This window comes from Pseudomonadota bacterium, from assembly GCA_039028935.1.
Taxonomy (GTDB): domain Bacteria; phylum Pseudomonadota; class Gammaproteobacteria; order Steroidobacterales; family SZUA-146; genus SZUA-146.
On sequence record JBCCHD010000013.1, the window covers coordinates 13,446 to 26,791 of the forward strand.

The following is a 13,346-nucleotide window of genomic DNA, read 5'->3' on the forward strand; positions in this document are numbered from 1 at the left end:
ACGCATCACCAGTCTGGCCAAGCAACGGCCGTCAAAGACGTGTCGTGTCGGACCGCAACTATTGCAGGATACGCGGTCAACCCCCTCCGGTCACCGCTTCAACTCGGCAGACGACGCTCCAGCCATCGGCACCAACCGTTAAGGCCTACACGACTTAGCCTTTTGCCCACCGCGAGGCCAAGGCCATTAAAGACCATATCCACCACGTCAAAGGTGCGCTCCCCACTCCACCCCTGAAGGCACTCAAGCAATACACTCAATCCAAACAAGCCCAACACGACCACCCAGTACGCGCGTCGTTTGACGAGCCCGCCAAAGTAAATCGCGAGTGTGGCATAGGCAAGAAGATGCTGAAGTTTGTCCGATAGCGTTACCGGGACAGGCGGTCCGCCCGGTGCGAGACTCAGATACACCACGACGGCAATGAGTAACGCACCACCTACCCACCACATAGGGGCCAGGCGCAGCGCATAGAAATCGGGCGAGGCCATCAGTAATGCGGCAGGAAAACGGGCAGATGACGTTTAGCGTGGAGAAGGCTGACCGATGAGGCTGGCTCCATCCGGCACCGTAAATTCGAACAGGGTGTCCGCGACATCCGCGTTCACATCAACCTCTGAAAACGCAATTCGCGAGGTTTGATCAACGCGATCGATCAGCTCCATCAGTGAGATGCGCTCGTCAGTGAATCGAATACGCACCGTTACAAAATCTGAATTTCGGTCACGGGTTTCGAGCACGATCCACTGATCGCCTTCCGTTTTATGCGAACCCACAACTTTGAATCCTTCCGCTAGTTTGCTCGAATCACCACCCAGCAAGAGACTCGGGTTCGCCCCACGGTAGTCGGCTAATGAACTGACATTTACCTGTTCTAGCACTTCATCGAAATGCCAAAGATCAACGCCATCAGCCAGTAATAGTGACGGATCCGGACTGTCGTATTGCCAACGAAAGCGACCGGGGACTTTAATCGCCACCGTACCGTTTGACGCAGCCGTTTGCCGGCCCGTGTCATCGAGCAAGACGGATGAAAAGCGCGCCGTTAGGCTTTTCGTGTCATCCATGTAGCGTTTTAAACGCTCCAGCGCAGCTTCCTCTTGAGGCGACAGCGTATCAATGGCCGTCGTCTCGACCGCCGGTTGCGCCGAAATCGGCCCCACGATTAACATCATTGAGAAGAGCGTTAACGCGGTAGCGATACGCCGTTGAAATGCCGGATAGCCCGTTAAGCGGGTCACTCGTTTTTCCACCAATTTCATACCTCTTTTTTAACAATACGGTCGACGTCGGACGATCACGGACCACCTTATCGCTTCACGCGTTGCCGCTTGATGGCCACCTGTCATCGACGGCGGCTTTCGACGATCGGCTAATCCTTGGGTGGCGGGGGCGCAATCACCTCACGCGAGCCATTTGATTGCACCGGCCCAACCACACCGGCTTCTTCCATGGCCTCAACCATGCGTGCAGCGCGGTTGTAGCCCACTTTGAGTCGTCGCTGAACGCCCGAAATAGAGGCTTTGCGCGTCTCAGTGACCACTTGAACCGCCTGATCGTACAGCGGATCCTGCTCGGAATCTTCGCCGCTCTCTTCGCCTGCCAGTCCTGGAATTGGACTGCTGGGCCCGGATAAAATTTCATCAATATAGTTGGGTTCACCCGCCTGTTTAAGATATTTAACAACATCGAGCACTTCGTGATCATCAACGAACGCCCCATGAATACGGGTGGGAATTGAGGTACCACCGGGCAGATACAGCATGTCGCCGTGCCCAAGCAAGTGCTCGGCACCCATTTGATCGAGAATGGTTCGACTGTCGATTCTCGACGAGACCTGGAAGGCAATTCGCGCCGGGATATTGGCCTTGATCAGACCGGTAATAACATCGACTGACGGACGCTGCGTGGCGACAATCAGGTGGATTCCGGACGCACGCGCTTTCTGCGCCAACCGCGCGATGAGCTCTTCGACTTTCTTGCCCACCATCATCATCATGTCCGCCAGCTCGTCGATGATCACGACGATCAGCGGCAGCGCGTTGAGCTCCGGCGCGTCCTCCATGGCATTGCCGTCCTCGTCCCGCTCCACTTTATAGAGCGGATCGGACAACGGCTCGCCAGCGGCACGCGCATCCTCCACCTTGCGGTTAAAACCCGCTAGATTGCGTACTTTGAGTGCCGACATCAGCTGATAGCGGCGCTCCATTTCGGCCACACACCAGCGCAATGCGTTAGCCGCCTCTTTCATGTCGGTTACCACCGGTGCGAGTAAATGCGGAATCCCCTCGTACACCGATAGCTCCAGCATCTTGGGATCGACCATGATGAGGCGCACTTGATCGGCCGTGGCTTTGTACAACAATGACAGCACCATCGCATTGATGGCCACAGACTTACCGGAACCGGTGGTACCGGCGATCATCAAGTGTGGCATCTTGGCCAAATCGACGGTGACGGCGTTGCCAGCAATGTCCTTACCCAGCCCGAGTGCGAGGGGCGCTTTCATTTCGTCGTATTCGGAGGACTGCAACACTTCGCCGAGCGAAACCAGATCGCGCGTTTCATTGGGTATTTCCAAACCAATCACCGATTTACCCGGTATCACTTCCACCACCCTGACGGCGGGTGCGGACAACGCCCGGGCCAAATCGCGCGACAAGGCAGTCACTTTACTGGCCTTGAGACCTGGCGCGGGCATGAGCTCGAACCGTGTCACCACCGGCCCAGGATGAACGGAAACCACCTGCGCTTCGATACCAAATTCGCGGAGCTTGAGCTCAACTTGCTTCGACCGTGCTTCGAGCGACTCGGCGGTATACGTCGCTTTGGAGGGCGGTGGATCGTCGAGCAGCGCCAGCGGCGGCAGCTCATTGGCTGTCGCGCCCTCGAACAGTGACGCCTGACGCTCACGCTCTTTGCGATCGCTCACAGGCTTTGGTGCGGCCGGCGGCTCGATTCGCGGAGCAACCCGGGTTTTGCTGGCGGCTGTTTGCTCTTTGATCGACTCGGCGCGCGCCTGTTTGACACGCCGACCCGCCATGCGATCTCGCACACCATCGCTCCATGCGCGCAGACGATCGACAAAGTTGAGTACGAACGCGCCCAGCGCGTCCATGATGGCGAGCCACGACACGCCCGCAAACAGCGACACCCCCGCCAGCCAGACGCCGAGCATGAGCAACGTCGCACCGAGAGGGCCCACACCGCCCGACATGCCCTCACCGACCAGCTTGCCGAGTACACCTCCGCTGGAGCTGGGCAAATCGGGATTGGAAAAATGCAGCGTCGCCAGTCCACAGCTTGTGGCCAGCGTGAGAAAAAACCCGATCGCGCGAAAGCTCAAGTCTTGTTTAGACACATAGTCACTGACCGTTCGCGATTTGAATAACATCCAACCGACAACGGCGAGCATTACCGGAAACAAAAAGGCGGGGCGCCCAAAACCGAAATAGAAGGCGCTGGACATCCACGCGCCCAGCGGGCCGATAAAATTGTGCACGCGATCGCCCGTGCCGGTATCACTAAAACCCGGGTCGGCCGGATGAAAGGTAATCAGCGCCAAGGCCAGGACCAACGCCAGCACGCCGAAAATCCACAGCGCGCTCTCGCGTAAGGCCCGGCTAACCGACAGCCCCATGACCGGTTCTCGCGTGTTCGATGCGGTACTCATACCCTCTCTCTCGTCGTTGCGTGAGTCGCCCGATTTCCAGCCCGCAACGATTGGCCGACAATCGACACACACAGACTGTGGACGGGCGGGGGGAGCGGTTTATAGTTCATGCAAATTCCGTGGTGATTTGTTACCGTTGCCAGCCCGTTCAGACGCCTGACTCGCGCTCGAGAACGGACGTTAATTTCAGTGACAAATTCAATGAGTAAGTATACATGAGCGACACACAACATTTCCGACTATTGATTCTCGGATCGGGTCCCGCTGGCTACACCGCTGGCATTTACGCCGCACGCGCGAATCTGGCGCCCGGACTGATCACCGGTATCGAACAAGGTGGCCAACTCATGACCACGACCGAAGTCGAAAACTGGCCTGGCGATGCACACGATCTGCAAGGGCCACAGCTCATGCAACGCATGGCCGAACACGTCGAACGATTCGATGTGTCACTGACTTTCGATCACATTCACACCGCGGACCTGAGTCAACGGCCCTTTCGATTGACCGGTGACCAAGGCGTCTACACGTGCGATGCGCTCATAATCTGTACGGGCGCAACCGCCAAGTATCTGGGACTGGAGTCTGAGGAAGCGTTTAAAGGTAAGGGTGTCTCGGCCTGCGCAACGTGCGATGGGTTTTTCTATCGCGACCAGGACGTCGCCGTCATAGGGGGCGGCAACACCGCGGTAGAGGAAGCGCTCTATCTGTCGAATATATGCAAGAAAGTGTATCTCGTGCACCGTCGTGACGAGCTGCGCGCTGAGAAAATTCTGCAAGACCGCGTGTTTGCTAAAGCCAACGGCCAAGGCAATATAGAACTGATCTGGGATCATGAACTCGACGAGGTACTTGGCGACGACACGGGCGTCAACGGCATGCGCGTTCGCTCAACTAAAGACGCCAGCACGCGGGACATCGATCTGTCGGGTGTGTTTATCGCCATCGGTCACAAGCCGAACACCGATCTGTTTGTTGATCAGCTAGACATGGAGGGCGGCTATATCATCGTCGAGGCCGGGCGTGATGGCAACGCCACCGCCACGAGCATTCCGGGGGTGTTCGCCGCGGGTGACGTGGGTGATCACATTTATCGCCAAGCGGTCACATCGGCAGGTTCGGGCTGCATGGCGGCACTGGACGCGGAGCGCTACTTGGACGCGCTCGACGATCAATAAATATCAGGCCCACGGATGACGGCCGTCGTATCGTATGTTGACCGCCTGTCAGAGGTTGCACGTGACGATTGGCAAGCGCTGGTCAACGATGACAATCCCTTTGTCAGCTATGATTATCTGAATGCGTTGGAGCAAACCGGCGCCACCGGAGAGGCCACCGGCTGGTCGCCTCACCACGCGCTCGTGCATCGCGGCGATGCACTCATCGGCGCCCTGCCGCTGTATATTAAAGACGATTCATGGGGCGAGTTTGTGTTCGATTTTGCGTGGGCAGAAGCGCATCATCGTCACGGTATTCCCTACTATCCCAAATTGGTCACTGCGGTACCGTTTACACCCGTCTCCGGGCCAAGATTGCTCGGTAATATGGATGACCGCCCTCTGATTGATTCGTTGCTGTCCGCCCTGCGCGCAAACGCCGGGGCACTCAATGCGTCCTCGTGGCATTTATTGTTTGCCACACCGGCCGATCTGGATCGGCTTCGCACGTTCGACGACATCATCATTCGGGAAGACTGTCAGTATCATTGGCACAATCAAGACTATCAGTCGTTCGACGATTTCCTCGCGTATTTTCGTTCATCTCGGCGAAAAAAAACGCGCCGCGAACGGCGCAAAGTACGTGATGCTGGAATTATCGTAGAGACACAGCGCGGCGCCGATATGACCGACGAGCAGTGGACTCTTTTTTATGATCTCTATGCGTCCACATTTTATCTGCGCGGTCGAGCACCCTATTTCCAACCCGATTTTTTTCGACAAATCGCTGCGTCTGATCAACTGGACATGCACATTTGTTTTGCCCGTCGTGATCAGACGGTAGTCGCCGCTTCCTTGTTTTTTGTCACCGCTGATACGCTGTATGGGCGCTACTGGGGCGCCAGCGAATTTATCGACGGACTGCATTTCGAACTGTGCTATTACCAGGGCATCGAGTATTGCATCGAGCATCAGATCAAACGCTTCGATCCCGGTGTCCAAGGGGAGCACAAGATCGCCCGGGGTTTTCAAGCCACGCCCTCTTGGTCCGCACACTGGTTGCGCCATGCCCCGTTCGCCCAGGCGATTGCCGATCATGTCTCGCGCGAAACACGACACGTGCAGGCTTACGCCAGTGAGGTCGATCGTCACTTGCCGTTTCGACGTGATCGGAACACATCGTGAGCGTCCTGCATTGGATTCCACCCGATGCCGCGCCCGATGCGTTTCCACCGGTCAACCAGGCCCTCGCCTATCCCGATGGCCTCCTCGCAGCGGGTGGCGACCTGTCTGCAGAGCGACTGCTGGCCGCCTATCGCCGCGGTATTTTCCCTTGGTTTGAAGAAGGCCAGGCAATCCTTTGGTGGTCGCCCAATCCCCGCACCGTGTTTGTGCCCGCCGACCTACATCGATCGCGCTCGCTGCGACGGGCCTTGCAGCGAGAGCCGATTCGAATTTCCCTCAACACCGCGTTCTCCGACGTAATGAGCGCCTGTGCGGCGCCACGACCAGGCCAAGACGGCACATGGATTACCACCAGTATGATGACCGCTTATCATCAGCTACACACCTTAGGCCACGCGCACAGTTTGGAAGTCTGGCGTAACGAGAACCTCATCGGTGGCGTGTATGGGCTGGCGATCGGTGCGGTCTTTTTCGGCGAATCGATGTTTAGTGCCGCGACCAATGGATCCAAATTTGCGCTGAGCGCGCTGGCCGCCCTGCTTGAAAAACACGAATTCGCCCTCATTGATGGGCAAGTGAAGTCACCCCATTTACGCTCGATGGGCAGTATCGAGTTGCCTCGAGAAGAATTCATCGACCGGCTCGATCGACACTGCCCGCGGCGGATTGATCGAAATTTGTGGCAAAAAAACGACGATGTTGACGTTGATATCGTAAAGAAAGTCTAAATTTAAGCGCTTTTCATTGCATTAACGTGTCGTTTTATGCACACTTCACGCTGTTTCTGTACCACACGAGGACACCACATTTATGGCGAAAGAAGAAGCCATTCAAATGGAAGGCAAAGTGATTGAAACCTTGCCGAACACCATGTTTCGCGTTGAGCTAGAGCAAGGCCATGTCGTCACCGCTCATATTTCTGGCAAAATGCGCAAACACTATATTCGCATCCTGACCGGTGACGCGGTCACCGTCGAACTCACGCCATACGACCTGACCAAAGGTCGCATCGTGTACCGGGGTCGTTAGTGGTCCAAGGGGGCTTGCCCTCTGAATACGCGGCTTAGGCCGTTTGAGAATTGCAAAAAAAAAACAGCGGCCAATGGCCGCTGTTTTTTTGTTAGTGCACTTCTGCCGGTGGTGGCGATTCGGGTAGCTCGCCCGGCATGCAAACCAGCGAAATATCGTCGTCAACGACCGTCACCTGGACGTGTCCGCCATCGGCCAAATCGCCGAACAACAAGGACTCGGCCAGCGGTCGTTTGATCTTCTCCTGGATGAGACGAGCCATCGGTCGAGCACCCATTGCTCGGTCGTAGCCACGTGCGGCCAACCAGCTGCGGGCGTCGTCATCGAGTTCAAGCGTGACGTCTTTATTCCCAAGTTGTGATTCGAGTTCAACCAGCATCTTATCGACCACCCGCTCAACAATGGGCAGCGACAGCGCCTGGAACTGGATGATCGAATCGAGTCGATTTCGAAACTCCGGGGAAAACAGTCGCTTAATTGCTTCACCGCCGTCCGTGCTGTGGTCTTGCTGAGTAAAGCCGATTGAACTCCGGCTCATTTCATGCGCGCCGGCATTCGTCGTCATCACAATGATCACATTACGAAAATCCGCCTTGCGACCGTTGTTATCGGTGAGCGTACCGTTGTCCATAACTTGCAACAGCAGGTTGAATACTTCGGGGTGGGCTTTTTCGATTTCATCGAGTAGCAACACCGAATGCGGATTTTTGTTGACCGCTTCTGTCAGCAAACCGCCCTGATCGTAGCCTACGTATCCCGGCGGCGCGCCAATCAGGCGCGACACGGTGTGGCGCTCCATGTATTCAGACATATCAAACCGAATGAGCTCGATGCCCATTTGCAGCGCCAGCTGCCGCGTGACTTCGGTCTTACCCACACCAGTGGGTCCAGCAAATAGGAATGAACCCACCGGTTTATTCTCTTCGCGCAATCCCGAGCGGGCCATTTTGATGGCGGACGCCAACGAATCAATCGCCGGATCTTGACCAAAGATCACCAGTTTGAGGTCGCGATCGAGCATCTTGAGTGTATCGCGATCCGTGGCCGACACTGATTTGGGCGGAATACGTGCCATGCGTGCAACGACGTTTTCGATCTCAACAATGGTCACTTTGTCGCGCACTTCGTCTTCCGGACGCAAGCGCACGTTAGCGCCCGCTTCATCGATCACATCAATCGCTTTGTCCGGCAGTTTACGGTCATTTAGGTGACGGTCGGCAAGCTCAGCCGCAGCTTGAAGCGCCTCGTCGGTGTAACTCACACCATGATGTTCTTCAAATCGTGACTTCAGGCCAACCAGAATCTGGTGGGTTTCGTGGATACTGGGTTCGTTAACTTCAATTTTCTGAAAGCGTCGCGCCAGCGCATGGTCTTTTTCAAAGATACCGCGAAATTCGGTGTACGTCGTCGACCCGATACAGCGAAGCTCGCCATTGGCCAGCACGGGCTTGATCAAATTCGACGCGTCCATCACGCCACCCGATGCGGCACCCGCGCCAATGATGGTGTGAATTTCGTCAATAAACAGCACCGCGTTTTCTTTGGCCTTCAGCTCGCTCAGTACGCCCTTCAGTCGCTTCTCAAAATCGCCGCGATATTTGGTGCCGGCGATCAACGCACCCATGTCGAGCGCATAAATTGTGCAGTCGGCGAGGACATCGGGCACTTCACCGTGATGGATACGTCGCGCCAGACCTTCGGCCAGCGCCGTCTTACCAACACCCGCATCGCCCACGTAAAGCGGATTGTTTTTCCGACGTCGGCACAAGATTTCCACGGTGCGCGATACTTCCAAGTCACGTCCGATCAGTGGATCGATCTTGCCTTCCGCCGCTCGGGCGTTGAGATTTGTTGTGAACTGATCGAGGGGGCTTTCAACCTCAACCGCCTCGGTCGCCTGCTCGGCGCGCTGTTCACTTGTGCTGGTATTCGAGGGATCCGGAATTTTCGACAAGCCGTGCGAAATGAAATTAACCACATCTAAACGCACGATATCTTGCATATTCAGTAGGTAGGCGGCGTGACTCTGTTTCTCGCCAAAGATCGCGACCAAAACGTTGGTGGCCGACACCTTTTCCTTGCCGCTGGACTGAACGTGGAAAACAGCCCGCTGCAAGACACGCTGAAAGCCGAGCGTGGGCTGCACTTCCTGTGGCTCGTCAGATTCAACTCGCGGGGTAGTTTCGTTAATGAAGTCGGTCAAATCGCGGCGCAGCTTTTCAATGTCGCCCCCACAGGCGCGCAGCACTTCCGCCACCTGCGGGACATCGATGAGTGCCAACAACAGGTGTTCAACGGTCATGAACTCGTGCTGCTTATCACGGGCCGCGTTAAACGCTTCGTTCAGACAAAATTCGAGTTCGCTACTTAACATCTCAATCCACTTCCATCGTGCACAATAAGGGGTGTTCGTGCTGCCTAGAAAAACTATTTACCTGCGCGACCTTGGTCTCAGCGATTTCGTACGTAAACACGCCACATACGCCCTCGCCTTTAGTATGCACCTCCAGCATGACACGTGTGGCCTGCTGCCGGTCCATTGAAAAAATCTTCTGCAGCACGTCCACCACAAATTCCATCGGCGTGTAATCGTCGTTGATCAACATCACGCGATACAGCGATGGCTCTTCCAGTTTCGGCTTATCTGCCTCAACAACCAGGCCATAATCCGGCTGTTCGTTTTCGCCCGTCATACCTAATCCGTACTCAAACTTTAACGATGGTGGCCCGGCCATTAATTTGGACACGTGCCGACTCTGTTTGCTCCCGAAATTGCTTAATTGCGGCGCAACAATACGTTACCCGTTTGTGGGGACGATGTCAGCACTTTACAAGGGCACCCGATGGCGCGCCATTAACCGCATCACACTGCGAGACTATTTCTCTTTGTGCGTGAATACCCCGTCCCAGCCTTCGGGGGGTGCCTCGCGTCGAAAATGCGTGATGCGATCCAGATAAATGCGGTAGACACGCTCTTGCGGAAATGACTGTTGTAGTTGAAAAAATGCGCTCTCGGCGCTGTCCCAATTCTGTGCGCGGTACGCGCGAATCGCGTTTTTATGTTGACCCAAACGCATTTTCTGAGTGCTTGTCATAGCCGCCTTAGGCGCGAGTGGCGTGAATATGGCCACGCTTTCGTCTTTGCCCTTGACTCTCACGCGATCGAGCTCGAGAAACTGTATATCGGGGACAGCCTGAACGGTCTGGTCGGCTACCGCCACGCCCACGCCATAGTGCTTGGTCAATCCCTCTAAACGCGCCGCCAGATTCACGGCATCGCCCATCACGGTATAGGCTTTGCGAAACTGGGAACCCATGTCGCCGACCCGCATTTCGCCTGAATTGATGCCGACACCGATCGAAATCGCCGGCCAGCCTTTTTCCGTAAACTGCTCGCCGAGTACCGACAGTGCCTCCTGCATTTCCAACGCGGTCTTAATCGCGTTGGCGGCGTGTTGTTCATCGTCGAGCGGCGCGCCCCAGAACGCCATGATCGCGTCACCCATGTATTTATCGATGGTGCCCCGATTTCGATGAATCACGCGCGTCATGGGGGTGAGGTACTCGTTCATCAATTGGCTGAGTTCGCGCGGTTCAAGCCCTTCGGAAATGCCGGTAAAGCCGCGTATGTCCGTGAACATCACGGTCATGACCTTACTCGCGCTTTCCATGTTGAAGTCACCCGGGTTACGTCCCATCTCTTCGACCAGCTCAGGTGGAATGTACTCACCAAAACGGGCCGAGAGCTGACGCCGCCCGCGAGTCTCCCCGAAGTAACTCAAAATCATGTGGACCATGAACACCAGAAAGAGCAGTCCGAAACTCGATGCTAACGGCACCACGAGATTCGCTTTTGACCAAAGCTGAAGGTTCACCGCAAAGGTAATGGTCGCCAGCAGTAGCATCGACAGGGTAGCCGGCACCAGTGGCAGTCTGACCATCACGAGGGTACCCAGTACTGCGAGCAGCACGAGTGTGACGACTTCGACACCCTGCACGTAGCGCGGGCTATGCATGATGCGGCCGTCCAAAATACCCGAGATCACACTCGCTTGAACCTGAACGCCGCTATAGTTTTCAGAGACTGGCGTCACCCGCATGTCGCGCAGCCCGATCGCACTCGTGCCCACCAATACAATCGCACCATCAAAGACGTAAGGCGGCGCCTCTTGAGTAAACACGTCGGTCGCCGACACCACAGGGAAGCTGTTCTCATCATCGCGATACGGCACCAACACGGTGGCGCTCTCATCAACGGGGATCACTCGCGACCCCAGTGTCAGCCACTCGAGATCCAAACCATCACGCGCACCGTCTTCGCCGGAGAAAAAAACCAGATCCAGGTCCAGCGAGTCGAGCGCCAGTCCGGTCACCGCCAGCGCCAGCGACGGGTACCAATCGCCATTCCAGGACTGCAACAAAGGCGCCCGACGAAAGGAACCATCGAAGTCGAGACTCTGATTGTTGATAAATCCGGTCGCCGCGGCCGCCTCGACGAACATCGGCAAACTGGCCGTGTAGCTCAATCCTTCGTGTAGCCGAATTTCGCTATTGTGCTGACTTTGGGTCAGGATCGGCGGACCCAGGTTGTTCGTGGGGCTGACCGATTCGTCGCTGTTGAAGGAAAATCCCACCACGGTTTTGCGGTTTTTGAGACTGTTGGCAAACATGCGATCGAAATCGAACTGCCCGCGCAGTGCCGCGAGTCGCTCCACAAACATCGGGTCGTCCGACAGCTCATCGCGTGCCAAGCCATCGAGAATCGGCAAAGCGCTGCGTCCGTCGGGCTCCGGGAAGATGGCATCGAAACCCAGCACACCGATGTTGTAGTCGTCGAATAGTAAGTCGACGAATCGAGCCAGCTTGTCGCGCCCCCACGGCCACTGACCTTGCTCCTGCATCGTGCGCTCATCAATGTCGACGATGACGATCCGGTCGTCCCGAGAGTTGGGCAGCGTCATAATAAGACGCGCGTCATACGAGGCCGCTTCCAACCGCTCGAGCACGGCCGAATGTCGCGTACCGGTGGCGTGCAGGTAGAAGGGAACAAAAATCACCAAAGTGGTGACAAACCGTAGTAAGAGGCGCAGGCTCACCGAATTTCTCTAAAAACGTACCTTAACTGATTGATTTCGGTTAAAGTTTAACGTAGAAATTGGGGCGGATTGTGTGCGTTGGCGCACAAAACCACGGCGCTGACCTTGTGGTCGGCAGGAGCCTCCCTTTAGACTACAACCCCTTCCGCTGGACCTGTCGTCGAGCGGGCCTAGAGAGTTCGCACGAGCAAATGGATTTAGTCAAACAATTCAACACTTTGCCAGCATCGGTCGCCGCACCGAAATCGCTCCTTGTGCAGTATGGGCCGACGGTGCTCACGGCCGTGCTGGTTGTGGCCTGCGCCGCCAAGCTCGCGTCAATGACCTGGTTACTGTTGGACAAACCACAATACGACGCGACCGCCGCCGCCGCCAGCAACACGGCGAGCCCCGCGGCGCCGTCAGCCGGCGCCACAGATGGACAGGTGTCCGCCATACAAAACGCGAATCTCTTTGGCGCGTATGTGCCACCATCGGAAACACCGGTTGTGGCCGAACAATCCTTTGTACCCGAGACGTCGCTCACCGACCTTACGTTGAAGGGCACGGTTGCCTCGACCACCAACGACAACGGCCTGGCCATTATCGAACGCAGCGGCGAAGAAAACGTCTATTTGGTCGGCGATGATATTGCGCCAGGTATATCGCTGAGCCGCGTATTTGCCACGGAGATTCATCTGAGCCGAAGCGGCGTGATCGAAAAGCTGCTTCTGCCGAAACTCACTGAAGGCGCCTCCGTCAGCCGCCCGGCCAACAACCGGCAAGCTGCACGGCCGGCTGCGCGGCAGGTGGTGAGCTCACGTAACGCACGCAGCAACATTCCGACGAAACTCGGTGATCTCATGCGTCCCCAGCCCGTGTTTCAGGGCGGCAAAATGCAGGGCTACCGCGTGTATCCCGGTCGAAAGCGTGAACAATTCAAAGCGCTGGGACTCAAACCGGGAGATCTGGTGACGGAAGTCAACGGCACTCCCCTGGAAGACCCGTCTCGCGGACTCGAGATATTTCGCAGTTTGAGCGAGAACACCCAGGTATCGGTGACGGTCCAGCGCAATGGCGCGCAGACGTCGTTGGTACTGGATACGAGTCAGCTTAACTTGGGTGACCAGTAATCCACTCGACATCGATCGACGAGCAGTCAACCGCGCCCGATGGCGTGATATGCAACAACCAATGATAACGCGACAACTACAACAAAGAGACCGT

General features: G+C 56.3%; 11 protein-coding genes. 5 read left to right on the forward strand and 6 right to left on the reverse strand.

The window, feature by feature from the left end; all coding sequences use genetic code 11:
* Window positions 1-98: 98 nt before the first annotated feature.
* The 3 genes from AAF465_08130 to AAF465_08140 form a co-directional block, all read right to left on the reverse strand.
* Window positions 99-491, reverse strand: coding sequence for a VanZ family protein (locus tag AAF465_08130; protein MEM7082686.1), 393 nt, complete (start codon window positions 489-491; stop codon window positions 99-101).
* 33 nt (window positions 492-524) lie between these two features.
* The gene (lolA, locus tag AAF465_08135) at window positions 525-1,241 is read right to left on the reverse strand and encodes an outer membrane lipoprotein chaperone LolA (protein ID MEM7082687.1); all 717 of its coding nucleotides are present in this window, start codon (window positions 1,239-1,241) and stop codon (window positions 525-527) included.
* Between the two features lie 131 nt (window positions 1,242-1,372).
* The gene (locus AAF465_08140) at window positions 1,373-3,673 is read right to left on the reverse strand and encodes a DNA translocase FtsK 4TM domain-containing protein (GenBank protein MEM7082688.1); all 2,301 of its coding nucleotides are present in this window, start codon (window positions 3,671-3,673) and stop codon (window positions 1,373-1,375) included.
* 215 nt (window positions 3,674-3,888) lie between these two features.
* On the opposite strand from AAF465_08140, the gene trxB reads away from it, so the two are divergent.
* The 4 genes from trxB to infA all read left to right on the forward strand — a co-directional run bounded on the left by trxB (window position 3,889) and on the right by infA (window position 7,044).
* Window positions 3,889-4,851, forward strand: coding sequence for a thioredoxin-disulfide reductase (gene trxB, locus AAF465_08145; GenBank protein MEM7082689.1), 963 nt, complete (start codon window positions 3,889-3,891; stop codon window positions 4,849-4,851).
* Window positions 4,852-4,866: 15 nt separating this feature from the next.
* On the forward strand, window positions 4,867-6,015 hold the full coding sequence (locus AAF465_08150) for a GNAT family N-acetyltransferase (protein ID MEM7082690.1): 1,149 nt from the start codon (window positions 4,867-4,869) through the stop codon (window positions 6,013-6,015).
* Window positions 6,012-6,743, forward strand: coding sequence for a leucyl/phenylalanyl-tRNA--protein transferase (gene aat, locus AAF465_08155; protein ID MEM7082691.1), 732 nt, complete (start codon window positions 6,012-6,014; stop codon window positions 6,741-6,743). The genes AAF465_08150 and aat overlap by 4 nt, the downstream gene beginning before the upstream one ends.
* 82 nt (window positions 6,744-6,825) lie before the next feature.
* A complete protein-coding gene (gene infA, locus AAF465_08160) occupies window positions 6,826-7,044 on the forward strand; it encodes a translation initiation factor IF-1 (protein MEM7082692.1) in 219 nt (72 codons plus the stop codon).
* 91 nt (window positions 7,045-7,135) lie between these two features.
* On the opposite strand, the gene clpA is transcribed toward infA, so the two are convergent.
* From clpA to AAF465_08175, 3 genes are all read right to left on the reverse strand, one after another.
* Complete coding sequence (clpA, locus tag AAF465_08165) at window positions 7,136-9,418, reverse strand: ATP-dependent Clp protease ATP-binding subunit ClpA (protein MEM7082693.1); 2,283 nt, start codon at window positions 9,416-9,418, stop codon at window positions 7,136-7,138.
* A 1-nt stretch (window position 9,419) separates the two neighbouring features.
* Entirely contained in the window at window positions 9,420-9,737 is a 318-nt protein-coding gene (clpS, locus tag AAF465_08170) for an ATP-dependent Clp protease adapter ClpS (protein ID MEM7082694.1), read from the reverse strand.
* Between the two features lie 183 nt (window positions 9,738-9,920).
* Window positions 9,921-12,140 carry an adenylate/guanylate cyclase domain-containing protein gene (locus AAF465_08175; GenBank protein MEM7082695.1) on the reverse strand — a complete coding sequence of 740 codons (2,220 nt, stop codon included), beginning with the start codon at window positions 12,138-12,140 and terminating at the stop codon, window positions 9,921-9,923.
* A gap of 191 nt (window positions 12,141-12,331) precedes the next feature.
* On the opposite strand from AAF465_08175, the gene gspC reads away from it, so the two are divergent.
* Window positions 12,332-13,252, forward strand: a complete 921-nt coding sequence (gspC, locus tag AAF465_08180) for a type II secretion system protein GspC (GenBank protein ID MEM7082696.1) — start codon at window positions 12,332-12,334, stop codon at window positions 13,250-13,252.
* Window positions 13,253-13,346 lie beyond the last annotated feature (94 nt).